Origin of the sequence: Streptomyces sp. NPDC018029 (assembly GCF_044327655.1) — a bacterium.
Lineage (GTDB): Bacteria > Actinomycetota > Actinomycetes > Streptomycetales > Streptomycetaceae > Streptomyces.
The window spans coordinates 1-26,696 of sequence record NZ_JBIRFV010000020.1; the positions used below are offsets into that span (position 1 = coordinate 1).

The following is a 26,696-nucleotide window of genomic DNA, read 5'->3' on the forward strand; positions in this document are numbered from 1 at the left end:
TTCACCGGCAAGATGCTCGACGAGCGCCTGGGCAAGATCACCTTCTGGACGCTGTTCGTCGGCTTCCACGGCACCTTCCTCGTCCAGCACTGGCTGGGCGCCGAGGGCATGCCGCGCCGGTACGCGGACTACCTCCACGCCGACGGCTTCACCGCGCTGAACACGATCTCGACGATCTGCTCGTTCCTGCTCGGTCTGTCGATCCTGCCGTTCTTCTACAACATCTGGAAGACGGCCAAGTACGGCAAGAAGATCGAGGTCGACGACCCGTGGGGTTACGGCCGCTCGCTGGAGTGGGCGACGTCCTGCCCGCCCCCGCGGCACAACTTCATCACCCTGCCGCGCATCCGCTCGGAATCGCCGGCGTTCGACCTGCACCACCCTGAGATCGCGGCTCTCGGCCACATCGAGAACGACGGGCAGAAGGACACCGCGCTGTTCGGCGGCGACAAGGAGACCGCGAAGTGAAGATCCAGGGCAAGATGTTCATCTGGCTGAGCGTCTTCGTCCTCGCCATGGCGATCGTCTATGGCGTGTGGTCGAAGGAGCCGGCCGGTACCACGGCGCTCTTCCTGGCCTTCGGCCTGTGCATCATGATCGGCTACTACCTGGCCTTCACGGCCCGGCGGGTCGACGCCTCCGCACAGGACAACAAGGAGGCCGATGTCGCGGACGAGGCCGGCGAGGTGGGCTTCTTCAGCCCGCACAGCTGGCAGCCGCTCTCCCTGGCCGTCGGTGGCGCGCTCGCCTTCATGGGTGTCGTCTTCGGCTGGTGGCTGCTGTACTTCTCGGCCCCGATCATCCTGATCGGCCTGTGGGGCTGGGTCTTCGAGTACTACCGCGGCGAGAACCAGACCCAGTGAGTCTGTAGTTCACGACCCGCACCCGAAGGGCCCGGACACTCCGAAAGGAGCGTCCGGGCCCTTCGGCGTGCGGAGCATCTTCCATCCCTCTTACGGGTCACTCGGCGCGCCGGACTTGATGAATCTTCATACCGTGTGTTTATGAGCCACTCTCCGCGAATCCGCACGGTACTGAGCTGCACGACGCTGGTGGCCGCCCTCGGTGCGGGGGCCACGGCGTGCGGCAGCTCCGACGGCCACCCGCTCTCGGCGAAGCCGTACGACGCGGCCGGCCAGATCGCCTTCAACGGCCCGGTGGGCAGTCAGAAGGCGGACCCGGACAAGCCCTTGGAGGTCACCGCCCAGGGCGAGGACGGGCGCATCACCGATGTGACGGCCACCGACGCCATGGGGCGGTACGTGGCGGGTGAACTCTCGGCGGACGGCGCCCGGTGGCACAGCACCACCCCCCTGGCGGCAGGCGCCCACTACACCGTGCGGGTGAGCACCGAGGACGACGAGGGGTCGCCGGGCCGCAAGGTCCTGACCTTCGACACCGACACGCCCGACAAGAAGAAGCGGCTGAAGGTCACCTTCGGCCCCGAGTCCGGCAAGTACGGCGTCGGCCAGCCGATCACGGCCGCCCTCAGCGCCCCGGTGAAGGACAAGGAGGCCAGGGCCATAGTCGAACGCGCCCTCAAGGTCCGCTCGGTGCCCGCCACGGAGGGCGCCTGGCACTGGGTGGACAGCGAGACGCTGCACTACCGCCCGAAGGAGTACTGGCCCACGGGCGCGACCGTCCACGTCACCAGCAACCTCGAGGGCCTCAAGGTCAAGGACAAGCTCTGGGGCGGCGAGGCCAAGCCGCTCAAGCTGACCATCGGCGACCGGATCGAGGCCGTCACGGACGCCTCCTCGCACTGGATGACGGTCTACCGCAACGGCGAGCAGATCAACTCCATCCCGGTGACCACCGGAAAGCCCGGCTACTCCACCCGCAACGGCGTCAAGGTGGTGCTGGGCAAGGAGTACTCCGTACGCATGACCAGTGCCAGCATCGGCGCGTCGGACTTCTACGACAAGATGGTCTACTACGCGACACGCGTGACCGACTCCGGCGAGTACGTGCACGCGGCGCCCTGGTCGGTGGGTTCGCAGGGGGCCGCGAACACCAGCCACGGCTGCACCGGCATGAGCACGGGGAACGCCGCCTGGTTCTACGAGACCGTCCGGCAGGGCGACCTCGTGACAGTCATCAACAGCAACGGCGAGGACATGCCGACGTTCGGCAACGGCCTCGGCGACTGGAACATGGGCTGGAAGAAGTGGCGCGAGGGCAGCGCGCTGCTCACCGGGGCCAAGAACGGCCCCGCGGCGGTCGACGCGGCCAGGCTGCGGCCGCGGGTCTAGCGGCCCGGCAGAGAGCCCGTCAGAGGCGCACGAGAGGGGCCCGCGCCGTGGCGCGGGCCCCTCTCGGGGAGATCAGTGGCCCCTCAGGCCTCGACAGCCGTCCTGGTGCGCAGCAGGGCGGCCAGGGCCTGCGCGAACTCCACCGGATCGATCGGCAGGGTCACCGCGGCCTCCGCCCGGCTCCAGGTGGCCAGCCAGGCGTCCTGCGGGCGCCCGATGAGCAGCAGCACGGGCGGCGACTGGAACACCTCGTCCTTGATCTGGCGGCAGACCCCCATGCCGCCGGGCGCCGACTCGCCGTCCAGCACGCAGACGTCGATGCCGCCCCGGTCGAGCTCCTTGATGACCGCGTGCGGCGTCGCGCACTCGATGAACTGGACCTGGGGAACGTCGGCGGCCGGCCTGCGGCCGGTGGCCAACCGGACTTGCTCGCGGGTGCTCGCGTTGTCGCTGTAGACCAGCACCGTGGCGGTCGGCTGCATTGTTCCTCCGATACTCGGGAACCGATGGGCGGATGCTACTCCTCCCGACACCCCGTCAACACCGGTTCGCGGAGGCCTCCGATGGGCCATCCGGGCAGGACACAGACCGCAGACACTCCGAACGGCACCCCCCGGGGTGAGGGCGGGATAAGCGACCGACATAATGTCGGTCGTGGCGACAGCAACGACAGTAGATACCGGGCACGCGCACCCGCCGGTCAATCGACCGAACCTCACCAGCGTCGGAACCATCATCTGGTTGAGTTCCGAGCTGATGTTCTTCGCGGCCCTCTTCGCGATGTACTTCACCCTGCGATCGGTGACAGGTCCTGATCACTGGAAGGAAATGGCTTCGGCCCTGAACTTCCCGTTCTCGGCGACGAACACCACCATCCTGGTGCTCTCCTCTCTCACGTGTCAGCTCGGCGTGTTCGCAGCTGAACGCGGTGACGTGAAGAAGCTCCGGATGTGGTTCATCGTCACCTTCATCATGGGTGCGATCTTCATCGGCGGTCAGGTGTACGAATACACCGAGCTGGTCAAGCACGAGGGCCTCTCGCTCTCGTCCGACCCGTACGGCTCGGTCTTCTACCTGACCACCGGCTTCCACGGACTGCACGTGACAGGCGGCCTGATCGCCTTCCTGCTGGTCCTCGGTCGCACCTATGCGGCCAGGAGGTTCACCCACGAGCAGGCGACCGCAGCCATCGTCGTGTCCTACTACTGGCACTTCGTCGATGTGGTCTGGATCGGCCTCTTCGCCACGATCTACATGATCAAGTAAGCGGCAGGTCGCTCACGCGACGCATTCGAAACATTCCAGAAGCATCGACGCAGAAGATCCTGACACCGGGGTAATCCGTGAAAAAGCTCTCCGCACGACGACGCCATCCGCTGGCGGCGGTCGTCGTCCTACTCCTCGCGCTGGCGGCCACCGGGGGGCTGTACGCCGCGTTCGCGCCGGCGGACAAGGCGCAGGCCGATGACACCGCCCAGTCCCTCGCCATCGACGAGGGCAAGAAGCTCTACGCCGTGGGCTGCTCCAGCTGCCACGGAACCGGCGGTCAGGGCTCCTCCGACGGTCCGAGCCTGGTGGGCGTCGGCGCCGCCGCTGTCGACTTCCAGGTCGGCACCGGACGTATGCCGCTCCAGCAGCCGGGTGCCCAGGCGCCCAAGAAGAAGGTCATCTACAACCAGGCCCAGATCGACCAGCTGGCGGCGTACATCTCGTCGCTGGGTGCCGGTCCCTCGGTTCCGACCGAGAAGCAGTACAGCCCGGACGGAGCCGACATCGCCAAGGGCGGTGAGCTGTTCCGCACGAACTGTGCCCAGTGCCACAACTTCACCGGTGAAGGTGGCGCGCTGACGCACGGCAAGTTCGCGCCGTCGCTCGAAGGTGTCTCCCCGAAGCACATCTACGAGGCCATGCAGACCGGCCCGCAGAACATGCCGTCCTTCCCCGACACCACGATGCCGGAGAAGAGCAAGAAGGACATCATCGCGTACCTCGACGCGGTCAACGGCGAGAAGACCGAGAGCCCTGGCGGTCTCAAGCTGGGCGGTCTGGGTCCGGTCAGTGAAGGCCTCTTCGGCTGGATCTTCGGTCTCGGCTCGCTGATCGCGGTCGCCGTGTGGGTCGCCGCTCGGACCGCAAAGGCCAAGAAGTCATGAGTAGCCAAGAGATTCCAGAAGAGAACCTGCCCAGCAAGCAGGAGACCGAGCACGGCTCGGTGGCGACCGCGGAGGACAACCCGTTCGCCGACCCGGGGCTGCCGCCCCACGAGCACCGCGTCCAGGACATCGACGAGCGGGCCGCCCGGCGTTCCGAGCGCGTCGTGGCGTTCCTGTTCACGCTGTCGATGATCGCGACCGTCGGCTTCATCGCCTCGTACGTGGCGATCCCGGCCGACAAGAGCGTCTTCATCTGGCCGATCGGGCACATCAGCGGCCTCAACTTCGCCCTGGGCACGACCCTCGGCGTGGCGCTGTTCTGCATCGGCGCGGGCGCGGTCCACTGGGCCCGCACCCTGATGTCCGACGTCGAGATGACCGACGAGCGGCACGCGATCGCGGCGGAGCCCGAGGTCCGTGCCAAGGTCATGGCGGACTTCAAGCAGGGCGCCGAGGAGTCGGGTTTCGGTCGGCGCAAGCTGATCCGCAACACGATGTTCGGCGCGCTGGCCCTGGTCCCGCTCTCCGGTGTCGTCCTGCTGCGTGACCTCGGGCCGCTGCCCGAGGACAAGCTCCGGCACACCAAGTGGGCCAAGGGCAAGATGCTCGTGAACATGAACACCCACGAGCCGCTGCGTCCCGCGGACGTGCAGGTCGGGTCGCTGACCTTCGCCATGCCCGAGGGCATGTCGGAGCACGACCACGACTTCCAGACCCAGATCGCCAAGGCCGCCCTGATGATCGTCCGGATTCAGCCGGAGAACATCAAGGACAAGCGCGAGCTGGAGTGGTCGCACGAAGGCATCGTGGCGTACTCCAAGATCTGCACCCACGTGGGCTGCCCGATCTCCCTGTACGAGCAGCAGACGCACCACGTCCTCTGCCCGTGCCACCAGTCCACCTTCGATCTCTCCGACGGTGCCCGAGTCATCTTCGGCCCGGCTGGTCACGCCCTGCCGCAGCTGCGCATCGGCGTGAACGAAAAGGGCTACCTCGAGGCGCTCGGCGACTTCGAAGAGCCCGTCGGTCCTGCCTTCTGGGAGCGCGGATGAGCACCACCACCACTTCCTCCAACGAACAGCGCAAGCAAGCGCCCGCCGGCGAGCGCGTCGCCGACTGGGCCGACGGCCGGCTGGGGATCTACTCCCTCGCCAAGGCCAACATGCGCAAGATCTTTCCGGACCACTGGTCCTTCATGCTCGGCGAGATCTGCCTGTACAGCTTCATCATCATCATCCTCACGGGTGTGTACCTGACGCTGTTCTTCCACCCGTCGATGAACGAGGTGGAGTACCACGGCAGCTACATCCCGATGCAGGGACAGCTGATGTCGGAGGCGTTCAACTCGACCATGCACATCTCCTTCGATGTGCGCGGTGGTCTGCTGATCCGGCAGATCCACCACTGGGCGGCGCTGATCTTCCTCGCCGGCATGTTCGTGCACATGATGCGCGTGTTCTTCACGGGTGCGTTCCGCAAGCCGCGTGAGGTCAACTGGCTCTTCGGCTTCCTGCTGTTCGTCCTCGGCATGTTCACCGGTTTCACCGGTTACTCGCTCCCGGACGACCTGCTCTCCGGCACCGGTGTCCGCTTCATGCAGGGCGCCATCCTGTCGGTGCCGATCGTCGGCACGTACCTGTCGATGTTCCTGTTCGGCGGCGAGTTCCCCGGCGGCGACTTCGTGGCCCGGTTCTACTCGGTCCACATCCTGCTGCTGCCGGGCATCATGCTCGGCCTCGTGGTGGCGCACCTGATCCTGGTCTTCTACCACAAGCACACGCAGTTCGCGGGCCCCGGCAAGAGCAACAAGAACGTCGTCGGCATGCCGCTGCTGCCCGTCTACATGGCCAAGGCCGGAGGCTTCTTCTTCCTGGTCTTCGGTGTCATCGCGGTCATCGCGGCGATCGCCTCGATCAACCCGATCTGGGCCATCGGCCCGTACCGCCCGGACCAGGTGTCCACCGGCGCCCAGCCCGACTGGTACATGGGCTTCGCCGAGGGTCTGATCCGTGTGATGCCGGGCTGGGAGATCAACCTCTGGGGTCACACGCTCGTCCTGGGTGTGTTCATCCCGCTGGTCATCGTCTTCCCGCTGGTCCTCGTGGCCATCGCCGTCTACCCGTTCATCGAGTCCTGGGTCACCGGCGACAAGCGCGAGCACCACATCCTGGACCGCCCGCGCAACGCCCCGACCCGCACGGCCTTCGGTGTCGCGTGGATCACGGCGTACATGGTCATGCTGGTCGGTGGTGGCAACGACCTGTGGGCCACGCACTTCCACCTGTCGCTGAACGCGATCACCTGGTTCGTCCGGATCGCCTTCTTCGTCGGACCGGTCATCGCCTTCATCGTGACCAAGCGGATCTGCCTGGGTCTGCAGCGGCGCGACCGGGACAAGGTGCTGCACGGCCGCGAGTCGGGCATCATCAAGCGGCTGCCGCACGGTGAGTTCATCGAGGTCCACGAGCCGCTCAGCAAGGAGCAGCTGCACACGCTCACCGCGCACGAGCAGTACAAGCCGGTCGAGCTCGGCCCTGCGGTCGACGAGAACGGCGTCAAGCGCAAGCTGTCCGGTTCGCAGAAGCTGCGGGCCAAGCTCTCCAAGGGCTACTTCGGGGAAGAGGGTCAGATCCCCAAGCCCACCGCCGACGAGTACAAGGAGATCACGAGCGGCCACGGCCACCACTGATCATTCCGGAGCTCGGAAGCTCTGACCTCCCAAGGTCGCCACGGTAAGAGCCCCGTCCAGGCAATGGACGGGGCTCTTTGCCGTCCCCGGGGCTGGATAGGGTGGGGCTCACCCCAAGTACACACACAGACGAAAACCAGGAGCGGCCATGAACGCTGTGACCCCCGCAGGAGGCGACACCGCGGCGGGCCGTTCCTGGCCCGACGTACTGAACGGCCTGCTGGCGGGCCGTGACCAGAGCGCCGACGACACGGCCTGGGCCATGGACCGCATCATGCGCGGCGAGGCCACCGACGCGCAGATCGCGGGCTTCGTGGTCGCGCTGCGGGCCAAGGGCGAGACCGTCGAGGAGATCTCCGGTCTGGTACGCGCCATGTACGCGCACGCCAACGTCATCGACGTGCCGGGCCCGAGCGTCGACATCGTGGGCACGGGCGGCGACGGCGCCAAGACCGTCAACATCTCGACCATGTCCGCGATCGTCGTCGCCGGAGCGGGCGCGAAAGTCGTCAAGCACGGCAACCGGGCCGCCTCCAGCGCGTCCGGCGCCTCCGACGTGCTGGAGAAGCTCGGCGTCAACCTCGACCTCACCCCGCAGCGGGTGGTCGAGGTCGCCGAGGAGGCGGGCATCACGTTCTGCTTCGCCGTGAAGTTCCACCCGGCGCTGCGCCACGCCGGTGCCGCCCGTAGCCAGTTGGGCATCCGGACCGTCTTCAACCTCCTCGGCCCGCTCACCAACCCGGCCAAAGTGCGCGCCCAGGCCGTCGGGGTCGCCGACCCCCGGATGGCCCCCATCGTGGCGGGCGTCTTCGCCGAGCGGGGGCACTCGTCCCTCGTCTTCCGCGGTGACGACGGGCTCGACGAGCTGACGACGACGTCCACCTCCCGGGTCTGGGTGGTGCGGGACGGCGCCGTGCGCGAGGAGGCCTTCGACCCGCGGGACGTCGGGCTCGACCTGGTGCCCGTCGAGGCGCTGCGGGGCGCCGACGCCTCGTACAACGCGGAGGTGGCGCTGCGGCTGCTCGACGGGGAGAGCGGGCCGGTGCGGGACGCGGTGCTGCTCAACTCGGCGGCGGCGCTGGCCGCCCTGACGCCCACCGACGAGCCGCTGACCGAGCAGATCCGGGCCGGCATCGCCCGGGCGGCGCAGGCCATCGACTCGGGCGCCGCGAAGAAGGCCCTGGAGCGCTGGGTGGCAGCGAGCAACCGCTGAGAGCCGCCCCTGGGCGGTGGTGATGTGACGCAGGGCGCAGTCCGGATTCTGGACTGCGCCTTGCGCGTCGAAGATCGTGTGGCAGGATGCTGCACAGGTCATGAGTGACAGCGACTACGGCCCCGGCCCGCTGTCCGGCAACCCTCCGTCCGTGGCGGGGTGCCCCGGGTGAAGACCAGGTCGTACGCAGCAAGGCGTATGGCAAGCGCGGACCCCTCGCAACCCTGGGGTCCTGGTCCTCAAGGGAGCAGTCTCGTGAGCCAGCGAATGTGACAGGGCTTCTACGCCCCGCCTCCGCACACCCTTTTTCACCTTTCTCCTGCGCCGTCGACCGACGTCCGGCGCAGTGATCTCGCCTGCTTCTCACGGGAGTTCGCCATGTCTGTTTCCGCCGTTGCCGTCGACGCCGCCGTCTGTGCCCCGCTGCCGGTCCTCGGCCGGGACGTCACCGTTCCGCTGGTCACCGGCGGTGAGGTGAGCTACGCCGCGCTCGACTACGCGGCGAGCGCGCCGGCGCTGCAGCGGGTGTGGGACGACGTGGCCGCGTACGCGCCGTACTACGGCAGCGTGCACCGCGGCGCCGGGTACCTGTCGCAGCTCTCCACCGACCTGTTCGAGAACAGCCGGACCGTCGTCGCCGAGTTCCTCGGCTGCCGCGAGGACGACCAGGTCGTCTTCACCCGCTCCACCACCGACTCGCTGAACCTGCTCGCCGCCGCCCTGCCCGCCGGCTGCGAGGTCTTCGTCTTCGAGACCGAGCACCACGCCTCGCTCCTGCCGTGGCGGGACGCCCGGGTGACCTACCTGAACGCGCCGCGCACCCCCGACGAGGCCGTCCAGACCCTGGAGCGGGCCCTCGCCGACCGCGACCCCTACGGCCCGGCGCTGGTGTGCGTGACCGGTGCCTCCAACGTCACCGGCGAGCTGTGGCCGGTGCGGGAGCTGGCCGCCGCCGCGCACGCGCACGGCGCCCGGATCGTCCTCGACGCCGCGCAGCTCGCGCCCCACCACCCCGTCTCCATCGGCGAGTTGGACGTCGACTGGGTCGCCTTCTCCGGACACAAGCTGTACGCGCCGTTCGGCTCCGGCGTCCTCGCGGGCCGCTCCGACTGGCTGCGGGAGGCCGAGCCGTACCTCGCGGGTGGCGGCGCTTCCCGTAAGGTCGCGCGACGCCCCAAGGAAGCAGGCGGCGGCGTGGACGTGGAGTGGCACGAGAGCGCGGCCCGCCACGAGGCCGGTTCGCCGAACGTCATCGGCGTCTACTCCATCGCCGCCGCCTGCAAGGCGCTCACCGAGGCGGGCTTCGACCAGCTCGTCGCCCGCGAGCAGTACCTGATCGCGAAGGTGCGCGAGGGGCTCGCCGAGGTGCCCGCCGTGCGGGTGCTCTCGCTCTTCGGGGACGACGCGCCGCGCGTGGGCGTCATCTCCTTCGTCGTGGACGGCTGGAACAGCTCGCACTTCGCCGCCGCGCTCTCCGCCGAGTACGGCATCGGCGTACGGGACGGCCTGTTCTGCGCCCACCCGCTGGTGCGCACCCTGCTCGGCAGCGAGCCCGACGAGCCCGGCGCGTGCGGCGCCCCCGAGGCCGCGCCCGGCGAGAAGTCGCTGAACGCCATCCGCGTGAGCTTCGGCGCGGGCACCCCCGACGAGCACGTCGAGCGTTTCGTACGCGCCGTCAAGGAGCTGGTGTCGGACGGCGCGCGGTGGAACTACCGCACCGAGGACGGGCGTTGCGTGCCGGACACCAGCGCCGCCGCCTGACCCGCGGGCAGCCGGCCCCCGGGCAGCCGTGAGCCGAGCTGGATCATCCGCAGGGCCCGCTCCGTCGCGTCGGTGAGGAACTCGCCGCCCCGGCCGAGCGCCTCCGTCAGCGAGACCGGGGCGGGCAGGATCGCGCTGTACGCGTCCACGCCCAGCGCGCGGACGGTGTGCGCGCCGTCCCCGATGATGCCCGCGAGGACCAGGACCGGGCGCCCGGACCGCTTCGCGCGGCGGGCCACCTCGGCGGGGACCTTGCCGCGCGGGGTCTGGTGGTCGAGGGCGCCCTCCGCGGTGATGACCAGGTCGGCGCGGGCCAGCCGCTCGTCGAGGTCGAGCCGTTCGAGCAGCACGTCGAAGCGGGGGAGCAGTGCGGCGCCGAGTGCGGCGAGCCCGGCGCCGAGGCCGCCCGACGCGCCCGTGCCCGGTCCCTCGAAGAGGTCGGTGCGCACGGGCAGATCCCGCATGAGGAGGTGCGCCCAGTGTTCCAGGGCGGCCGCGAGCTGCTCGACCTGCTGGGGTGTCGCGCCCTTCTGGGGGCCGAAGACGCGGGCGACGCCGCGCTCGCCGCACAGGACGTTGAAGGGGTTGCAGGCGACGCGGAGCTCGGTGGCCGCGAGGCGCGGGTCGAGGCCGCTCGGGTCGATGCGGCTCAGCCGCGTCAACTCCCGTCCGCCGTGCGGCAGTTCCCAGCCGTCGGCGTCGAGGAGCCGGGCGCCGAGGGCTTGCAGGGCGCCCGCGCCGCCGTCCGACGTGCCCGAGTCGCCGCAGCCGACCAGGATGCGGCGGGCGCCCGCGTCGAGTGCGGCGCGGATCAGCTCGCCCACGCCGTACGTCGTGGTGGCGCCCGGGTCCCGCAGCTCGCGGGGGACCAGCGAGAGCCCCGCCACGGCCGCCATCTCGACGACCGCCGTGCCGTCGGGCAGCAGGGCGAAGTGCGTGCCGATCCGCTGGCCGACGGGACCGGTCGCGGGCAGGGCGACGAGCCGCCCGCCGCCCGCGGTGGCCAGCGCGCGGGCGGTGCCCTCGCCGCCGTCCACCAGCGGGATCAGATCGGTCTCCGCGTGCGGGACGACTCGGCGTACACCGGCGGCGATGGCCTCGGCCGCGGAGCTCGCGGACAGGGACTCCTTGAAGCCGCTGGGGGCGATGGCGAAACGGGTCAGCATGACGGTCTCCAGGGGGTTTCAAGGGCGGGGTCAGCGGACGGGGACGCCGAGCAGCGGCCAGAGCGTCACGGCGAAGAGCAGGACGAGCGCGGCGGTCAGCGGGGCGAGGACCGCGGAGAGGCGCAGCAGGTCGCGCGGGGTGTAGGTGGGGGTGTCCGGGATCTCGGCGAAGAGGGTGACGGGTTTCGCGGAGGCGGGCAGCGTGTGGCAGAAGCCCGCCGCGGCCGTGGAGGCGAGCGCGGCTGCGACCGGGTTGACGCCGGTGCCGACGGCCGCCGCGACGACCAGCGGGACCAGGACCGAGGAGCGCGCCGAGCGGGACTGCAGGACCAGGTGGGCGGCCGTGCTGACCGCGACCACCACGGTGAGGAAGAGCCACGGGGACAGGTCCAGGGGCAGCCCGGACACCAGCCACCTCGCCGCCCCCGAGTCGGCGAGCGCGACGCCCATCGCCATCGTCGCCGCCATGAAGAGGAGCAGCGACCAGGGCACCGTCTTGAGGGCGTCCTTGAGGCCGACCGTGCCGAGCGCGGGCGAGGAGGCCACGACCGCGCCGATCAGCGCGACGACGGCGGGCGGCACCTGGTGCAGCGGTTCGCTGCACCACAGGACGACGACGGTGGCGAGCAGCAGGGCGCAGCGCGTCTCGGCAGCCTCCCAGGGGCCGGTGACCGGCTGTTCGCTGTGGGCCTGGAGCTGGTCGAGGGTGATGTGGACCGGGCCGCGGCGGTCGGCGCGCCGGGTGGTGGTCAACAGGACGGCCTCCGCCGCCAGATGGGATGACGTCATGGCGAGCGGCAGGCCGAGCAGCAGCCACTGCGTGAAGCCGATCCGCTCGCCGGTCGCCTCCCACAGCACCGACACGGTGATCAGATGTGCTCCCGCGCCGATCAGAGTCGCGACCGCGGAGAGAAGGATGACGGTCGGAAAGAGCAGCGCGAGCATCACGACCAGTCGTTTCCGGTCGGCGAGGACCTGGGCGAGCGCGAGGAAGACGGGCAGCGCGAGCGCGGCGCGCCCCGACGTCGCCGGCACCGCGAAGGCGGTCACGACCAGCGCCGCGGTCGTCAGATGCGTCAACTGCCGTACGCTGCGCGCCCCGCTGACCAGAAAGGCCGCGGCCCGCCCGGCGAGCCCGCTGCGGGCCACGGCCGCCGCCAGCACGAAGGCGCAGATCAGCAGCCACACCGTCTCGTCGCCGAGGGTGCCGAACAGGGTGTCGCTGCTGATCACGCCGGTCGCGGTGAGCGCGAGACCAGCGCCGAGCGCGATGTACGTGTCGTCGATCGGCGTGCCGATCCAGGCGCACGTCGCGAGGGCGAAGACGGCGAGGGTCAGGCGGGCGTCTGCGCCGAGCCCCGGGAAGTTCCCGGGAACCGCGAGGAGGGCGCAGACGCTGAGCGCCGCGCAGAGGGTCACGGCCTGCCGCAGGTTCAAGGTCACGCGTTCAGCGTGGTGCGGCGCCGTGAGCCCTCAATGAGGCGCAGATGAAGGGAGTTTCACCGAGCCGGCGCGCGGGTCGGTGGGTCGGCGCGCGCGGCTCACTCCGGCAGCCGGTACCCCATCCCGCGCACCGTCTCGACCCGCTCCGAGCCCAGCTTCTTGCGCAGCGCGCGGACGTAGACGTCCACGATGTTCGAGCCCGGGTCGAAGTCGTAACCCCACACGTGGGAGAGGATCTGCTCGCGGGAGAGAACCTGCCCGGGATGGCGCAGGAAGAGCTCCAAGAGGACGAACTCACGCGCCGTCAGGTCCACCGTGCGCTCGGCCGAACGAGCCCTGCGGGTCCGCAGATCCAGCGTGAGCTCCCCGCTGCGCAGCACCGTCACCTCGGGCGCCCCGGCCGCCGTGCGCAGCCGCAGCCGCACCCGGGCGAGCAGCTCCTCGAAGCGGAACGGCTTGGTCATCCAGTCGTCGGCGCCGCCCTCCAGACCCGCCACCGTGTCCCGCACCGAGTCCCGCGCGGTCAGCACGATGACGGGCGTGGTCACGCGGGCCTCGCGCAGCCGGCGCAGGACCGTGAAGCCGTCCTGGCCCGGCAGGCCGATGTCCAGGACGATCAGGTCGAAGCCGCCGGTCACGGCGTAGTCGTAGGCACTCTCGCCGTCGCCGACCACGGTGGTCGTGAAGCCGTTGGCGCGCAGGCCCTTCTCGACGAAGGAGGCGATGCGCTCCTCGTCCTCGACGATCAGTATGCGGTTCACTGCCGCTCCGCCCCTTCCGGCTGTCCCTGCGGGAGTACGAGTACGAAGGTGGCGCCGCCGCCGTCCGTGGGGCGCAGCTCGACGCGCCCTCCGTGGCCCTCGGCGATGGCCTTCACGATGGCCAGGCCGAGGCCCGCCCCGGTGGCGCGGGAGCCGCGCCGCGCGGTGCCGCGGCGGAACCGTTCGAAGATCACCTCGGCGTCCTGCGCCTGCACGCCGGGGCCGCTGTCGGCGACGTACAGCTCGATGCGGCCCGCGCACAGCCGCGAGCCGATGCCGATGCGCTGCCCCGTGGCGGTGTGCTGGACGGCGTTCTGTGCCAGCTGCACCATCGCCTGGGTGATGCGCTGGGGGTCGAGGCAGGTCTCGGTGTCGGCGACCTCGGCGAGCCGCCAGTCGCGGTCGCCGATCGCCCGCGCCTTGACGAAGACGTCGGCCGTCAGCTCGGCGAGCTGCACCGGCTCCGGGGTGACGAAGTCGGGGCGCTCGGCCTTGGCGAGCAGCAGCAGGTCCTCGACGATGCGGCTCATCCGGTCCAGCTCCTCCGTCACGATGCGGACGGTCTCCTCGCGCTCCCCGGGCCCGTCGCCCATCAGCTCCAGGTGGCCGCGGACGATGGTGATGGGGGTGCGCAGCTCGTGGCCCGCGTCGTCGACGAACTCGCGCTGGGCGGCGAAGGCCCTCTCGAGCCGGTCCAGCATGCCGTTGAACGTCTCGGCGAGGGCCGCGATGTCGTCCCGGCCCTGGACCGGGATGCGCTTGGTCAGATCCTGCTCGGTGAGCTGCGCCGCGGTCGTGCGCACCAGCCGCACCGGTTTGAGGATCCGGCCCGCGACCGCCCAGCCGATGCCCGTCGTCATCAGGAGCGCCACGCCGGAGATGGCGAGCAGCATGGCGAACACGTCGCCCGCCTTGGCCTGTTCGCGCGCCGGGTGGAAGGCCACGACGAACGCCGCGGCCGGGTGGCCGCCGCTCGCCTTGATCTCCACCTTCGCCCAGCGGACCTCGCCCCGGTCGCGGTGGAGGGTGCCGGTGGCGTCGGGCGAGTCGAAGACGGCCCGCAGCGCGGCGGGGTCCTCGGCCAGCGGGTGGTCGATCCGCGGTTCGCGGGCCTGCTCCTTCTTGGCGGGCGCCCGCCCGGTGCGGCCGACCAGACCGAGGAGCTCCTCGTCGGGGTCGGCGTACTGCCGGGACAGGAAGAGCCGCAGGAGCGGGTCGGGGGCGGTGAACCGCTCGCCGGTGTGCGGGTCGACGCCCTCGCGCGCGAGATTGGTGAACTCGGCGGTCTCCTGGGCGAGGAGCCGGTCGATGCGGTGGTCGACGTCGCGGAGCAGGACCGAGCGGGTGGTGGCCGCCACCGCGGTGAGCGCGACGGTCATCACGACGAGCAGCCACAGCAGGATGCGGACACGAGCCGTTATCCAGTGGCGCCGGGGCTCAGCCGTCGTCACCGGCGCCGTCGTCGTCGTGGTCGCCCCGGCCGTCGTCGTCGGAGTCGTCGCTGCTGCCCGTGTCGTCGCTGTTGGCGGTGTCGTCGTTGCCCCTGTGGTCGTTCGAGGGAGTCCCGCCGGGCTTGTCGCCGGTGTGCTCGCTCACCGGGGGCGGGGAGACCTTCTCGTCGCTCGGGGTGGGCCGGGGTGAGGCCGGCGCCGAGGACGGCGAGTCGCTCTGCAGCTCCACCTTGGGCGGGGCCTTGGGCTGCTCGGGATTGTCCGTCAGGACGTAGCTGGTCGCGGCGATGCCGAGCGGGATCGCGACGACGGCGGCCAGGGCGGCCATGCGGTGGGAGAAGACCATGACTGCGAGGGTGGCCGCCGTACCGCAGCGCCCGAATGAGGCGCGGATGAAGAAACCCTCATGGAGCGTCTAGGAGTCGAGGCCGATCGCGAAGGCGGCTTCCAGGTCGTGCTGCGAGTACGTGCGGAAGGCCACGTGCGTGTCGGTCGCCTCGACACCGGGGATCTTGCTGATCCGGCCGGGGATGACGTCGGCCAGGTCGTCGTGGCGCGGCACCCGCACCATCGCGATCAGGTCGTACGTCCCGGTCACGGAGAAGACCTCGCTCACGGAGTCGAGCGCGGCGATCGACTCGGCGATCTCCGGAATCCGGTCCACGCTGGTCTTGATGAGCACGATCGCGGTGATCACGGCTGGCTGTCTCCCTCGGTGGCCGGTGCGCTGCCTTGTCCCTGCACTCTAGCCCTCCGCACACTCCACCCCCACGCGAAGACGAACCCGAGCGAGAAGCCCACCAGGTGCGCCAGATAGGCGACCCCCGTGCCCTTCCCGCCCTGCCCCGCCGCAAGCCACTGCAGCGCCACCCAGAACGGCAGCACCACCCACGCCGGGAAGCGCAGCGGCAGGAAGAAGAGGAACGGGAAGAGGCTGGTGACACGCGCCCGAGGGAAGAGATACAGGAAAGCGCCGAGGACGGCGGAGATCGCCCCCGAGGCCCCCACGAGCGTCTGGTCGGAGCCCGCGTGCGCGGCCGCGTACGCGAGCAGGGCGAGGTATCCGCAGCAGACGTAGAAGAGCGCGTACAGGAGGTGCCCCATGCGTTCCTCGACCATGGCCCCGAACACGTACAGGAACAGCATGTTCCCGAGCAGATGGAGCCAGGTGCCGTGCACGAACAGGGCGGTGAAAGGTCCGAGGGCGGCGCGCGGGGCGCCGCTGAACAGTTCGACGGGGACCACGCCCCACCGCTCGAAGTAGACCTGCTGCGCGCCGAGCAACTGGTCGCCGGTGCCGTAGCCCGGGTTGAACCCGGACACCGGGGAGACGACGAAGACCGCGCAGCAGACGGCGATCAGTCCGTACGTCACCGGGGCGGACCCTCCGGTGAGCAGCCGGCCCGCCTTCGTACCCCATGCCTGGATCATGGACAGAGCATGACGTAATGCCAGGAAACCGTACAGACCGCCTCGCCGCCGCGAGGTGACCCTTACAGGCCTTAGGGTTACGGGCAATACGCACCATGGAAACCGAGGAAAGCAGCCACGATGACGGTTCCCCTGCCGACCGCCACCACCCGGTGGCGCTGCACGCTGTGCGGCAACCTCACGCGTTTCGACGTGACCCGCACCTCCAAGGTCGTCGAGTATGTGCATCTCGACCTGGCCGGAGAGGCGAACGTCGAGGAACGCGAGGTGGTCAGTGAGAGCATCGAGTCGGTGCGCTGCCGCTGGTGCAACGCGGTGGATCAGGTGGAACTCGTGGACAGGCCGGGCACCGGCTCCTGAGGGAGCGGGGCCCGCACAGCTAGTGGGGTGACGGATGGTGGAGAGCGCAGGCGGGGAGCCGGACGACGGCACCGCTGAGGTGCTCGACCGCCCGCTGCCCGACGGGGTGCGCAGGCGGGTCGTCCGGCTCGTCTCGGACGGCTTCGGCGGCCTCACCCTCGCCGAATTGCCCGCCCAGCTGCGGCAGTACGCGCGCTTCACGCCCACCCGGCGCGCGAAGTTCGCGGCCAACGCCATGGCGGCCGCGCTGGAGAACGACACGCTCTTCCGGCAGCGCATCGGCGAACGCCTCAGAGAGGTCCAGCCCGAGCTCGCGGGCGCCCTGGACGCGGGCTCGCCGCCCCCCGCCGCCGACCCCCTGGACGTGGCGGCCGCGGCCTACGTGCTGCGCCCCGCGGGATGGGTGAAGCTGGTCACCGCCGCGGGCGAGGAGGCCCAGCGCGCCGACGCCGAGCGCGTCGACGACGAGACGCGCGCCGAGCTGGAGCGGCTGCGCGAGGAGCTCGCCGCCGCCCGCGGCCAGACCAGGGCGGAGACCGAGCGGCTGCGCGCGGAGCTCGAAGCGGCGCGCAAGGAAGCCGAATCGATGCACCGCAAGCTGCGCGGGGCGCTCAGCGACGTCAAGCGCGGCGAGGCCGCACTGCGCAAGGCCGCCGCCGAGGTCGAGGCCGTGCGCGCGGAGGGCCAGGCGCAGCTGTCCGCCGCCGAGAGCGAGACGCGGCGGCTCAAGGCGCGGCTCACCGAGACGGAGGCCGCCCTGGAGGCCAGCCGCCGGGCGGCCCGCGAGGGCCGCAGCGTCGAGGACATGCGGCTGCGGCTGCTGCTCGACACGGTCCTTGACGCTGCCCAGGGGCTGCGGCGCGAGCTGGCGCTGCCGCCCGTCTCCGTGCGGCCAGCGGAGACCGTGGACGCCGTCGAGCCGGGGCGGATGTCGCCCAAGGACATCGCCGCCCGCGCGCTCTCCGAGAACGACCCGGCCATTCTCGACCAGCTGCTCGCCCTGCCGCAGGCCCACCTGGTCGTCGACGGCTACAACGTCACCAAGACCGGCTATCCGACCATGCCGCTGGACAAGCAGCGGCTGCGCCTGCTCGGCTCGCTCTCGCAGCTGGCGCTGCAGTCGGGCGCCGAGGTCACCTGTGTCTTCGACGGCGCGGAGCTGGCGGCGCCCGTGCTGCTCGCGCCGCCGCGCGGGGTGCGGGTGCTGTTCTCCAAGCCCGGTGTCACCGCGGACGAGTTGATCCGTCAGCTGGTGCGCGCGGAGCCTCCGGGCCGGCCCGTGGTCGTCGTCTCGACCGACCGCGAGGTGGCCGACGGGATCGCCAAGGCGGGCGCGCGGCCGGTGGCTTCGGCGGTGCTCCTGAAGCGGCTTTCGCGGGGCTAAAGGGGTACTCGGCAACTCCTGGGCTCTATGCCCGAATTGGGAGTCGGCTGCACGCGACGTAGCGTCAGAAGATCATTACGGGCTGTGCGTTATCGGTAAAGAATGTTTCCCGCGACCGATTTTTTGATGGTGTGATTTGAACTGATCACAAGAAGGTCACTAGGGTCAGCCCTCGAACCCCCGCTCGGTTGATCACCCATCCGGGGTGGCGGCGGTGGTACCCGCCCGCCGCGTCCCGGTAGGCGGTTGGAGGATGAAGGAGCCGCCCGCGTGGCGTCCCACCGTCGACCCAAGCAGCCGAGCCGCACCCGCGTGACCGTGCTCACCGCAACCGCCGCCGCTGCCGTTGCCCTCACCTCGCAGGGCGCCGCCCAGGCCGCGCCGAAGCCGAGCAAGGACGAGGTCAAGTCCAAGGTCGACAAGCTCTACGAAGACGCGGAGCGGGCCACCGACAAGTACAACGGCGCCAAGGAGAAGCAGGAGAAGCTGGAGAAGCAGATCGGCGATCTCCAGGACAAGGTCGCCCGCGGCCAGGAGGAGCTCAACGACCTGCGCGACGGCCTCGGTTCGATGGCCAGCGCCCAGTACCGCTCCGGTGGCATCGACCCCTCCCTGCAGCTCTTCCTCTCCTCCGACCCGGACAACTACCTCGACAAGGCGTCCACGCTGGACCAGCTGAGCAGCCAGCAGGTCGACTCGCTCAAGAAGATCCAGAAGAAGCAGCGGGACCTCGCGCAGCAGCGCAAGGAGGCCGCGGGCAAGCTCGACGACCTCGCCGCCACCCGCACCGAGCTCGGCAAGAAGAAGAAGGAAGTCCAGGGCAAGCTGGGCGAGGCGCAGAAGCTCCTCAACACCCTGAGCGCCAAGGAGAAGGCGGCCATGGCCGCCAAGGAGGAGCAGCGCGCCAGCCGCGCCGCCGACAAGCGCGCGGACCTCGGCGACGAGGCCCCCGCCTCCGGCCGCGGCGCCGCCGCCCTGAACGCCGCCGCCACCCAGCTCGGCAAGCCGTACGTCTCCGGCGGCACGGGCCCCAACTCCTTCGACTGCTCCGGGCTCACCCAGTGGGCGTACAACCAGGCCGGCGTCTCCATCACGCGGACCACCTACACCCAGCAGAACGACGGCACGCGGCTCGGCCGCGGCGAGCTCAAGCCCGGCGACCTGGTGTTCTTCAACAACCTCGCGCACGTCGGCCTCTACGCGGGCAACGGCCAGGTGCTGCACGCCCCGAAGCCCGGCGCCGTGGTGCGCTACGAGGCGATGGAGTACCTCGGCAACTTCCAGTTCGGCGTCCGCGTCGCCTGACCTCGACACGGCTGCCCACACCGCCCGAACGGGCGAATTCCGGTAACTCACGCTGACCCCACGCCCCGTTGATGACCTGCGTCAGAAGCGGGGCGTCGGGCTGTCCGCGCCCTTTCCCCACCCGTACGGCTCTTTGGCCCGCCGTGGCCGCACGACTACTGTCGGCGCGCATTCCCCCGGGACAGCCGGGGGTTCGTCAGCGGAAGGGAGAGCGGCTTCCCGTGGGGTTCCATCGCCGTCCCGCACAGTCCGGTCTCGACCGGAGCACACGCGTGACCGTCCTTTCAGCGGCAGCGGCCACCGCCGCGGCGGCCCTCGCCGCCGCACCCGCAGGTGCCGCGCCGCAGGACAAGCCGTCCGACACGCGCGCCAAGGTGGACCGGCTGTACGAGCAGGCCGAGCACGCGACCGAGCTGTACAACAAGGCCGACGAGCGCACGGACAAGCTGCGCGCGCAGGTCGAGCAGGTCAAGGACAGCGTCGCGCGCGGCCAGGAGCGCATCAACCGGATGCGTGGCGCCCTCGGTTCGCTCGCCGGCGCGCAGTACCGCTCCGGCGGCATCGACCCCTCGCTGGCCCTGCTGCTCTCCTCCGACCCGGAGGGCTACCTGGAAAGGGCCTCGGTCCTGGACCGCCTCAGCGCCCGGCAGGCAGGCGAACTCGCCGACCTGCAGCGGGCCCAGCGCGGCCTCGCCCAGGAGCGCACCGAGGCGGGCCGCAAACTGGCCGAGCTGGAGAAGAGCCGCACCCTCGTCGCCCGCCACAAGCGCACGGTCGAGCACAAACTGGCCGAGGCCAGGCAGCTCCTCAACTCGCTGACGAGCGACGAGCGCGCCGCCTACGACAGGTCCTCGCGCACCGGCGGGCGCGGCGAGCTGCCGAAGGCCGGGGGCGCCCCGTCCTCCTCGCGGGCCGCCGCCGCCATCGCCGCCGCCCGCTCCGCGCTCGGCCGCCCCTACGTGTGGGGCGCCAACGGCCCTTCCGGCTTCGACTGTTCGGGCCTCATGCAGTGGTCGTACGCCCAGGCCGGGGTCGGTCTGCCGCGCACCTCGCAGGCCCAGCGGAACGCGGGCCGCCAGGTCTCCCTGTCCGAGGCGCAACCCGGCGACCTGGTGACCTACCGCTCCGACGCCAGCCACGTCGGGATGTACGTGGGCAACGGCCAGGTGGTGCACGCCCCGTACCCCGGAGCACCGGTCCGCTACGACCCCGTCGGCATGATGCCGGTGTCCGGAGTGACGCGGATCTGACCGACGGCTTTCCGCCCGCACACCGTACGATCGGGAAGGTGGCTGGTCACAGGCGTGGGTCGTGGGTGGTGGCGCTGTGCGTCGCGCTCTGCCTCGCCCTGCTGGCCGGCTGCGGCCGCGACCCGGTCCCTGACGCCGCCGCAGGCGAGGTCCGCGCGCTCCTGGAGCGGCGGGCGCGGGCCGTCCTCGACGGGGACGAGATGGCGTACGACAGGACCGAGCGGCCCGCGAAGGGCGCACGGGACCTCTTCGCACACGTCAGCGGCGTCCCGCTGGAGTCCTGGGAGTACCGGCTGACCCGCCTCGACCGCACCGGCGCCGAGGCCACGGCGACCGCCGAACTCCACTACCGCGTCAAGGGCTACGACCGCGCGCCGGTCACCGCCGAACGCACGCTCTCCCTGAAGCGCGAGAGCGGCCGGTGGTACGTCACCGCGGAGCGGCCCGCGAAGAAGTCCGGCGAACAGCTCTGGGACCAGGGCCGCGTGACGGCCGAACGCGGCAGGCGCAGCCTCGTCCTCGGCATCGGCCAGAGCCCCGCCGAGCTGCGCGCCCACCGCGAACTCGCCGACCGGGCGGTGCCCGCGGTGCGGGACGCCTGGCCGGGGAGGTGGCCGGAGCGGATCGTCGTCCTCGTGCCCCGCTCCCTGGACGGCATGGCGGGACTGCTCGGGGCGCCCCCCTCCGGGTACCGGGGGATCGCGGCGGTCACCACGGGCGAGACGGGCGGCTCGGGGCGGGCGCCGGCCGACCGGATCATCCTCAACCCCGAGGCGTACGGCGTGCTCGGCTCGTTCGGCAAGCAGGTCGTCCTGACCCACGAGGCGACCCACGTCGCGACCCGCACGCAGACCTCAGCGGCCACCCCGCTGTGGCTCTCCGAGGGCTTCGCCGACTGGGTGGGATACCGCGACACGGGGCGCACCCCGGCGCAGGCCGCCCCCGAACTGCGGCGCGCGGTGCAGCGCGGGCAGCTGCCCGGCGCGCTCCCCGAGGACGCCGACTTCGGCTTCGGCGGGGACGCCGCGAAGCTCGCGGGGGCCTACGAAGGCGCCTGGCTGGCCTGCCGGATGGTCGCGGAGCAGTGGGGCGAGCGGAAGCTGACGGACTTCTACCGGGCGGTGGGCGACCGCACGAAGCGGGCCGGCGCGGTCGAGGACGCGCTGCGGGACGTCCTGGGCACGACGCCCGAGGACTTCACGGCGCGCTGGCGTACGTATCTGCGTGCGGAGCTCGGCTGACCGGTCCGGGCACCGGCCGCGGCTCCCCGCGCGGTTCCCGCACGGTCTCCCGCCACAGGTTCCGGCAGGCCAGCAGGGCGGCGGCGACCAGCAGGCCGTTGCGGACGAGCAGCAGGGACACGCCCAGCGGATCGCTGGCCACCACGTGCGAGAACCACACGGGGAACTCCAGGAACGTCACGAACGTGGCGCCGAGGACCAGGCGGGCGGGCACCTCCATCCGGCTCCCGCGGAACACCAGGCAGACGGCGGCCGTCCCGACCAGCCAGAGCATGTACTGCGGGCTGATCACCCGGCTCGTGGCGGTGAAGAGCAGCACCGCCACGAACGCCGCGTCCGCGGGCGTGCTCGCCGACCGGGCCCGGGCGCGCAGCCGCCACACCAGGAGCCAGCAGAAGGCCGCCACCGACAGGACCTGCGCCGCCGTGCTCACCAGCGGGACGTACGGGCCGAGGAATTCCACCGAGCCGTAGTTGAGCCGCACCTCGCCCCGCCAGCCGACGTACCGCCCGACGTGGAAGACGAGGGCGCCGAGCGACTCCACCTCGGTGCCGCGGTCGCGCTGGAAGGTGAGGAACGCGAGCGCGCCCGGCATCGCCACCAGGAACGCCAGCGTGAGGACGACGCCCGTGGCCGCGGCCGCGCGCCAGGCCCGCCGGGTCGGCAGGCCGCGCGGCGTGCCCACGAGCAGCAGCACCGGCCACACCTTGAGCAGCGCCCCGAACCCCGCGAGCACCCCCAGGAGGCGCGGATGCCGCGCCCCGGCGAGCAGCGCGGTGACCGCGACGGCGGCCACCAGCACGTCGTAGCGTGCGTACACGGTGGGGCCGAGCAGGGCCACGCCCACGACCCACACCCAGGCGCCCCGCGGCGACTTGCCGGGCCGCCGTCCCGCGTACAGGAGCAGCGCGCACACCGCCGCGTCGCAGAGGAGGGCGAGCACGAAGAACGCCGACGCGTAGTCGAGGAAGGGCAGCAGCGCGGGGGAGAGGACCGGGAGGGCGGCGGCGGGCGGGTACTGCCAGGTGACGTCGTCGAGCGGGAAGGTCCCGGTGCGCAGCACCTCGTACCAGCCCTGGTAGATGACGGTGACGTCACTGGTCACGTCCGGGCCCGGGGCGGTGACCACATGGAAGACGCAGAGCAGCAGGACGGTCCTGGTCAGACCCCAGACGGTCAGGATGCGCCCCATGAACGCCCTCGCCCCTTTTCCGGTACTTCATTGTGATTCGGGGAGTCATGATGCCGGGCGGGACCGGGCAAGGACGAAGAGGCCGGGCCGTTCGGTACGGTCCACTGCTTTCGGTACTGTCGTGCGCGATGCACAAGACCCTGATCGTCACGAACGACTTCCCGCCCAGGCCCGGTGGCATCCAGGCGTTCCTGCACAACATGGCGCTGCGCCTGGACCCCGAGCAGCTCGTCGTCTACGCCTCCACCTGGAAGCGCGGCCGCGAGGGCGCCGAGGCGACGGCCGCCTTCGACGCCGAACAGCCCTTCGAGGTCGTACGCGACCCCACGACGATGCTCCTGCCGACGCCGCGCGTCACCCGCCGCGCGGTCTCGCTCCTGCGCGAACACGGCTGTACGTCGGTGTGGTTCGGGGCGGCGGCCCCGCTGGGCCTCATGGCGCCCGCGCTGCGGAAGGCCGGGGCGGAGCGGCTCGTCGCCACGACGCACGGCCACGAGGCCGGCTGGGCCCAGCTGCCCGCCTCCCGCCAACTCCTGCGCCGGATCGGCGAGTCGACGGACACGATCACCTATCTCGGTGAGTACACGCGCTCGCGGATCGCGGCCGCGCTGACGCCCGCGGCCGTCGGCCGGATGGTCCAACTGCCGCCCGGCGTCGACGAGAAGACGTTCCACCCGGGGTCCGGCGGCGACGCGGTGCGGGCGCGGCTCGGGCTGACGGACCGGCCCGTGGTGGTCTGCGTCTCGCGGCTGGTGCCGCGCAAGGGCCAGGACACGCTGATCCTCGCCATGCCGAGGATTCTCTCCGCGGAGCCGGAGGCGGTGCTGCTGATCGTCGGGGGCGGTCCGTACGAGGCGGACCTGCGCAAGCTCGCGGCTGAGACGGGGGTCGCGGACTCCGTCCGCTTCACGGGTGCCGTTCCCTGGTCGGAACTGCCCGCGCACTACGGCGCGGGGGACGTCTTCGCCATGCCCTGCCGGACGCGGCGCGGGGGTCTCGACGTGGAGGGCCTCGGCATCGTCTACCTGGAGGCGTCCGCGACGGGTCTGCCGGTCGTCGCCGGCGACTCCGGCGGGGCGCCGGACGCGGTCCTCGACGGGGAGACGGGCTGGGTCGTCCGGGGCGGCGCCCCCGAGGAGGCGGCGGATCGGATCACCGCCTTGCTGGCGGACGCGGAGTTGCGGGCCCGCATGGGGGAGCGGGGCCGCGCCTGGGTGGAGGAGAAGTGGCGCTGGGACCTCCTGGCAACCCACCTTCAGCAACTCCTGTAGCGCCTAAGGGGTTGCCCCCTGGTGGCCCGTCGGCGTCTGCCGGTCGTCTTGGGCTGGTCGCGCAGTTCCCCGCGCCCCTGAAAGCCGGGCTGCGCCCGCTTTCGTGGCGCGCCCAGGGGGTGCCCTCTGGCGGCCCGTCGGCGCCTGCTGGCCGTCGTGGGCCTGCCGCGCAGTTCCCCGCGCCCCTGGAAAGCCGGGCTGCGCCCGCTTTCAGGGGCGCGGGTGTGGGGGAGCGGGGCGCAGCCCCGGCTCCCAGGGGCGCGGGGAACTGCGCGAGCAACCACAACAGACCAAGAGCCGCACAACAAGCCACGCCCCCACGGCGAGTGGGCGCAGCAACCACAAGAGACCGGGACTCGCCGCAGGCAAGGGGCCTCCACGGCGAGTGGGCGCAGCAACCACAAGAGACCGGGGGCCGCCAGGCAAGGGCGCCCCCCACGGCGAGTGGGCGGGACCGTTCACGCTACCCGCGGTAAATTGCCTCGATCTCGTCCGCGTAATCCTTGGCCACAACATTCCGCTTCAGCTTCAGCGACGGCGTCAAATGCCCCGACTCCTCCGTGAACTGGGAGGACAGCACGCGGAACTTGCGTACGGACTCCGCCTTGGAGACCGCCGCGTTGCCGTCGTCCACCGCGCTCTGGATCGCGGCGAGGAGATCCGGGTCGTCCCGGAGAGAGGCCGCCGTCGAACCGGCGGGCTTCCCGTGGTCCGCCGCCCAGCGGACCAGGAACTCGTCGTCCACCGTGACCAGCGCCCCCACGAACGGACGGCCGTCGCCGACGACCATGCACTCGGCGACCAGGGCGTGCGCGCGGATGCGGTCCTCGATCACGGCGGGGGCGACGTTCTTGCCGCCCGCGGTGACGATGATCTCCTTCTTGCGCCCGGTGATGCGCAGGTAGCCGTCCTCGTCGAGCGTGCCGATGTCACCGGTGTGGAACCAGCCGTCGGCGAGGGCCTCCTCGGTGGCGCCCTCGTTGTTCCAGTACTCCTTGAACAGGTGTTCCCCGTGCAGAAGCACCTCGCCGTCGTCGGCGATGCGGACGACCGAGCCGGGCAGCGGCTGGCCGACCGTGCCGATCTTCTGGCGGTCCCACGGGTTGAAGGCGGTGGCCGCGCAGGACTCGGTGAGGCCGTAGCCCTCCAGGACCGTGAAGCCGATGCCGCGGAAGAAGTGACCGAGGCGCTCACCGAGCGGGGCGCCACCGGAGATCGCGTACTCGCCGCGGCCGCCGAGGACCGCGCGCAGCTTGCTGAAGACCAGCTTGTCGAAGATCTTGTGCTTGATCTTCAGGCCGAGGGACGGCCCCGACACGGTGTCCAGCGCCCGGCTGTACGCGATGGCCGTGTCCGCGGCCTTGTCGAAGATCTTGCCCTTGCCGTCCGCCTGCGCCTTGGCGCGCGCCGAGTTGTAGACCTTCTCGAAGACGCGCGGCACACCCAGGATCATGGTCGGCCGGAAGGAGGCCAGCTCGTCCGTGAGGTTCTTGACGTCCGGCGCGTGGCCGAGCTTGATCGGCGCCATCAGCGCGGCGACCTCGACGAGCCGTCCGAACACGTGCGCGACGGGCAGGAAGAGAAGGACCGAACACTCGCCCGTACGGAAGAGGGGCTTGAGGCGCTCCACCACGTTGCCGCACTCCGCGAAGAAGCTGCGGTGCGTCAGGACGCAGCCCTTGGGGCGGCCGGTGGTGCCGGAGGTGTACACGATGGTGGCCGGGTCGTCGGCGCCGGCCACCGCGCTGCGCTCGTCGACGGTCGCGTCCGGCACCTCGGCGCCGGTGCGGTGCAGCTCCTCGACGCCGCCCTTGTCGATCTGCCAGACCGTGTCGAGGGCGGGCAGCCGGTCCCGCACGGACTCGACGGCGGCGGCGTGCGCGTCCAGTTCGACGACGCAGCCCACGGCGCCGGAGTCGCCCAGTATCCACTGGATCTGCTCGGCGGAGCTCGTCTCGTACACCGGTACGGTGACCGCGCCCGCGCTCCAGATGGCGAAGTCGAAGAGCGTCCACTCGTACCGGGTGCGGGACATCAGGCCGACGCGGTCGCCGGGGCGCACCCCGGCGGCGATCAGACCCTTGGCGGTGGCACGCACATCGGCGAGGAAGGCCTTGGCGGTGACGTCCTGCCAGCGGCCGTCGACCTTGCGGCCGATGACGGCGACATCCGGGTGCTGCGCGGCATTTCTACGGACGATGTCGGTCAGATTGCCGTCCGCAGGGACCTCGTACAGGGCCGGAAGGCTGAACTCGCGCAAGACTGCTGCTCCTACATCGGGCGCCGGCGCCACGACGTTGTGTGCTGCGACGGTGCGGTCCAAGATCGGGCAGGTGCTCAGTCGAGTGGGGGCTGAGCACTACTGGACTGCCC

25 protein-coding genes and 1 riboswitch are annotated in these 26,696 nt (G+C 71.1%); of the genes, 15 read left to right on the forward strand and 10 right to left on the reverse strand.

Annotation, left to right across the window (positions count from 1 at the left end; all coding sequences use genetic code 11):
• The 3 genes from ACH4D5_RS38450 to ACH4D5_RS38460 form a co-directional block, all read left to right on the forward strand.
• On the forward strand, positions 1–468 hold a 468-nt coding region (locus tag ACH4D5_RS38450; RefSeq protein WP_398312780.1), incomplete at its 5' end, for a cbb3-type cytochrome c oxidase subunit I.
• On the forward strand, positions 465–863 hold the full coding sequence (locus ACH4D5_RS38455; protein WP_055566237.1) for a cytochrome c oxidase subunit 4: 399 nt from the start codon (positions 465–467) through the stop codon (positions 861–863). The genes ACH4D5_RS38450 and ACH4D5_RS38455, both read left to right, overlap by 4 nt.
• A gap of 141 nt (positions 864–1,004) precedes the next feature.
• Positions 1,005–2,252: an Ig-like domain-containing protein gene (locus ACH4D5_RS38460; protein WP_398312783.1), complete on the forward strand. Its 1,248-nt coding sequence runs from the start codon at positions 1,005–1,007 to the stop codon at positions 2,250–2,252.
• An 83-nt stretch (positions 2,253–2,335) separates the two neighbouring features.
• Here the strand turns inward: ACH4D5_RS38460 and ACH4D5_RS38465 are convergent, their stop codons facing one another.
• Complete coding sequence (locus ACH4D5_RS38465) at positions 2,336–2,734, reverse strand: hypothetical protein (RefSeq protein WP_398312786.1); 399 nt, start codon at positions 2,732–2,734, stop codon at positions 2,336–2,338.
• Positions 2,735–2,897: 163 nt separating this feature from the next.
• On the opposite strand from ACH4D5_RS38465, the gene ACH4D5_RS38470 reads away from it, so the two are divergent.
• From ACH4D5_RS38470 to ACH4D5_RS38495, 6 genes are all read left to right on the forward strand, one after another.
• Positions 2,898–3,518: a heme-copper oxidase subunit III gene (locus tag ACH4D5_RS38470; protein ID WP_055566234.1), complete on the forward strand. Its 621-nt coding sequence runs from the start codon at positions 2,898–2,900 to the stop codon at positions 3,516–3,518.
• A 77-nt stretch (positions 3,519–3,595) separates the two neighbouring features.
• Positions 3,596–4,405, forward strand: coding sequence for a c-type cytochrome (locus ACH4D5_RS38475; RefSeq protein WP_362997664.1), 810 nt, complete (start codon positions 3,596–3,598; stop codon positions 4,403–4,405).
• Positions 4,402–5,457, forward strand: a complete 1,056-nt coding sequence (locus ACH4D5_RS38480) for a Rieske 2Fe-2S domain-containing protein (protein WP_398312790.1) — start codon at positions 4,402–4,404, stop codon at positions 5,455–5,457. Before ACH4D5_RS38475 ends, ACH4D5_RS38480 begins: the two co-directional genes overlap by 4 nt.
• A complete protein-coding gene (locus ACH4D5_RS38485; RefSeq protein ID WP_398312793.1) occupies positions 5,454–7,094 on the forward strand; it encodes a cytochrome bc complex cytochrome b subunit in 1,641 nt (546 codons plus the stop codon). The genes ACH4D5_RS38480 and ACH4D5_RS38485 overlap by 4 nt, the downstream gene beginning before the upstream one ends.
• Before the next feature lie 148 nt (positions 7,095–7,242).
• Entirely contained in the window at positions 7,243–8,307 is a 1,065-nt protein-coding gene (gene trpD / locus ACH4D5_RS38490; RefSeq protein WP_398312796.1) for an anthranilate phosphoribosyltransferase, read from the forward strand.
• 96 nt (positions 8,308–8,403) lie between these two features.
• A riboswitch (SAM riboswitch) is annotated at positions 8,404–8,521 on the forward strand.
• Between the two features lie 164 nt (positions 8,522–8,685).
• Positions 8,686–10,068 carry an aminotransferase class V-fold PLP-dependent enzyme gene (locus tag ACH4D5_RS38495; protein WP_398312799.1) on the forward strand — a complete coding sequence of 461 codons (1,383 nt, stop codon included), beginning with the start codon at positions 8,686–8,688 and terminating at the stop codon, positions 10,066–10,068.
• On the opposite strand, the gene ACH4D5_RS38500 is transcribed toward ACH4D5_RS38495, so the two are convergent.
• The 7 genes from ACH4D5_RS38500 to ACH4D5_RS38530 form a co-directional block, all read right to left on the reverse strand.
• A complete protein-coding gene (locus tag ACH4D5_RS38500) occupies positions 10,017–11,234 on the reverse strand; it encodes a glycerate kinase (RefSeq protein ID WP_398312802.1) in 1,218 nt (405 codons plus the stop codon). The two genes, ACH4D5_RS38495 and ACH4D5_RS38500, sit on opposite strands and share 52 nt — an antisense overlap.
• A 30-nt stretch (positions 11,235–11,264) precedes the next feature.
• Positions 11,265–12,677: an SLC13 family permease gene (locus ACH4D5_RS38505; protein ID WP_398312805.1), complete on the reverse strand. Its 1,413-nt coding sequence runs from the start codon at positions 12,675–12,677 to the stop codon at positions 11,265–11,267.
• Positions 12,678–12,775: 98 nt separating this feature from the next.
• On the reverse strand, positions 12,776–13,438 hold the full coding sequence (locus ACH4D5_RS38510) for a response regulator transcription factor (RefSeq protein WP_398312808.1): 663 nt from the start codon (positions 13,436–13,438) through the stop codon (positions 12,776–12,778).
• A complete protein-coding gene (locus ACH4D5_RS38515; RefSeq protein ID WP_398312811.1) occupies positions 13,435–14,889 on the reverse strand; it encodes an ATP-binding protein in 1,455 nt (484 codons plus the stop codon). The genes ACH4D5_RS38510 and ACH4D5_RS38515 overlap by 4 nt, the downstream gene beginning before the upstream one ends.
• Positions 14,876–15,235, reverse strand: coding sequence for a small secreted hydrophilic protein (locus tag ACH4D5_RS38520; protein WP_398312814.1), 360 nt, complete (start codon positions 15,233–15,235; stop codon positions 14,876–14,878). Before ACH4D5_RS38520 ends, ACH4D5_RS38515 begins: the two co-directional genes overlap by 14 nt.
• A gap of 69 nt (positions 15,236–15,304) precedes the next feature.
• On the reverse strand, positions 15,305–15,586 hold the full coding sequence (locus ACH4D5_RS38525) for an Lrp/AsnC family transcriptional regulator (protein ID WP_125512351.1): 282 nt from the start codon (positions 15,584–15,586) through the stop codon (positions 15,305–15,307).
• Entirely contained in the window at positions 15,583–16,320 is a 738-nt protein-coding gene (locus ACH4D5_RS38530) for a rhomboid family intramembrane serine protease (RefSeq protein ID WP_398312817.1), read from the reverse strand. Before ACH4D5_RS38530 ends, ACH4D5_RS38525 begins: the two co-directional genes overlap by 4 nt.
• 120 nt (positions 16,321–16,440) lie before the next feature.
• Between ACH4D5_RS38530 and ACH4D5_RS38535 the strand changes: the two genes are divergently transcribed.
• From ACH4D5_RS38535 to ACH4D5_RS38555, 5 genes are all read left to right on the forward strand, one after another.
• Positions 16,441–16,680 (forward strand): hypothetical protein, encoded by a 240-nt coding sequence (locus ACH4D5_RS38535; protein WP_362997643.1) that lies wholly within the window; start codon positions 16,441–16,443, stop codon positions 16,678–16,680.
• Positions 16,681–16,714: 34 nt separating this feature from the next.
• Entirely contained in the window at positions 16,715–18,064 is a 1,350-nt protein-coding gene (locus tag ACH4D5_RS38540; RefSeq protein WP_398312820.1) for an NYN domain-containing protein, read from the forward strand.
• A 270-nt stretch (positions 18,065–18,334) separates the two neighbouring features.
• Entirely contained in the window at positions 18,335–19,369 is a 1,035-nt protein-coding gene (locus ACH4D5_RS38545; protein WP_398312823.1) for an NlpC/P60 family protein, read from the forward strand.
• A 221-nt stretch (positions 19,370–19,590) separates the two neighbouring features.
• Positions 19,591–20,619: an NlpC/P60 family protein gene (locus tag ACH4D5_RS38550; protein ID WP_398312825.1), complete on the forward strand. Its 1,029-nt coding sequence runs from the start codon at positions 19,591–19,593 to the stop codon at positions 20,617–20,619.
• A 38-nt stretch (positions 20,620–20,657) separates the two neighbouring features.
• Complete coding sequence (locus ACH4D5_RS38555; protein WP_398312828.1) at positions 20,658–21,860, forward strand: hypothetical protein; 1,203 nt, start codon at positions 20,658–20,660, stop codon at positions 21,858–21,860.
• On the opposite strand, the gene ACH4D5_RS38560 is transcribed toward ACH4D5_RS38555, so the two are convergent.
• Positions 21,817–23,052, reverse strand: a complete 1,236-nt coding sequence (locus ACH4D5_RS38560) for a glycosyltransferase 87 family protein (protein WP_398312831.1) — start codon at positions 23,050–23,052, stop codon at positions 21,817–21,819. The two genes, ACH4D5_RS38555 and ACH4D5_RS38560, sit on opposite strands and share 44 nt — an antisense overlap.
• Positions 23,053–23,180: 128 nt before the next feature.
• On the opposite strand from ACH4D5_RS38560, the gene ACH4D5_RS38565 reads away from it, so the two are divergent.
• Positions 23,181–24,323, forward strand: coding sequence for a glycosyltransferase family 4 protein (locus tag ACH4D5_RS38565; RefSeq protein ID WP_398312834.1), 1,143 nt, complete (start codon positions 23,181–23,183; stop codon positions 24,321–24,323).
• Positions 24,324–24,786: 463 nt separating this feature from the next.
• On the opposite strand, the gene ACH4D5_RS38570 is transcribed toward ACH4D5_RS38565, so the two are convergent.
• Positions 24,787–26,583 (reverse strand): AMP-dependent synthetase/ligase, encoded by a 1,797-nt coding sequence (locus tag ACH4D5_RS38570; RefSeq protein WP_398312837.1) that lies wholly within the window; start codon positions 26,581–26,583, stop codon positions 24,787–24,789.
• Between the last annotated feature and the right edge of the window lie 113 nt (positions 26,584–26,696).

What these genes read in the sequence shown, in the direction of transcription:
- ACH4D5_RS38535 (WP_362997643.1), top strand. Translation starts at nt 16,441, where the DNA reads ATGACGGTTCCCCTGCCGACCGCCACCACCCGGTGGCGCTGCACGCTG.
- trpD (WP_398312796.1), top strand. Translation starts at nt 7,243, where the DNA reads ATGAACGCTGTGACCCCCGCAGGAGGCGACACCGCGGCGGGCCGTTCC.
- ACH4D5_RS38560 (WP_398312831.1), bottom strand. Translation starts at nt 23,052, where the DNA reads ATGGGGCGCATCCTGACCGTCTGGGGTCTGACCAGGACCGTCCTGCTG.
- ACH4D5_RS38530 (WP_398312817.1), bottom strand. Translation starts at nt 16,320, where the DNA reads ATGATCCAGGCATGGGGTACGAAGGCGGGCCGGCTGCTCACCGGAGGG.
- ACH4D5_RS38495 (WP_398312799.1), top strand. Translation starts at nt 8,686, where the DNA reads ATGTCTGTTTCCGCCGTTGCCGTCGACGCCGCCGTCTGTGCCCCGCTG.
- ACH4D5_RS38520 (WP_398312814.1), bottom strand. Translation starts at nt 15,235, where the DNA reads ATGGTCTTCTCCCACCGCATGGCCGCCCTGGCCGCCGTCGTCGCGATC.
- ACH4D5_RS38465 (WP_398312786.1), bottom strand. Translation starts at nt 2,734, where the DNA reads ATGCAGCCGACCGCCACGGTGCTGGTCTACAGCGACAACGCGAGCACC.
- ACH4D5_RS38500 (WP_398312802.1), bottom strand. Translation starts at nt 11,234, where the DNA reads ATGCTGACCCGTTTCGCCATCGCCCCCAGCGGCTTCAAGGAGTCCCTG.
- ACH4D5_RS38565 (WP_398312834.1), top strand. Translation starts at nt 23,181, where the DNA reads ATGCACAAGACCCTGATCGTCACGAACGACTTCCCGCCCAGGCCCGGT.
- ACH4D5_RS38470 (WP_055566234.1), top strand. Translation starts at nt 2,898, where the DNA reads ATGTCGGTCGTGGCGACAGCAACGACAGTAGATACCGGGCACGCGCAC.
- ACH4D5_RS38540 (WP_398312820.1), top strand. Translation starts at nt 16,715, where the DNA reads ATGGTGGAGAGCGCAGGCGGGGAGCCGGACGACGGCACCGCTGAGGTG.
- ACH4D5_RS38485 (WP_398312793.1), top strand. Translation starts at nt 5,454, where the DNA reads ATGAGCACCACCACCACTTCCTCCAACGAACAGCGCAAGCAAGCGCCC.
- ACH4D5_RS38480 (WP_398312790.1), top strand. Translation starts at nt 4,402, where the DNA reads ATGAGTAGCCAAGAGATTCCAGAAGAGAACCTGCCCAGCAAGCAGGAG.
- ACH4D5_RS38460 (WP_398312783.1), top strand. Translation starts at nt 1,005, where the DNA reads ATGAGCCACTCTCCGCGAATCCGCACGGTACTGAGCTGCACGACGCTG.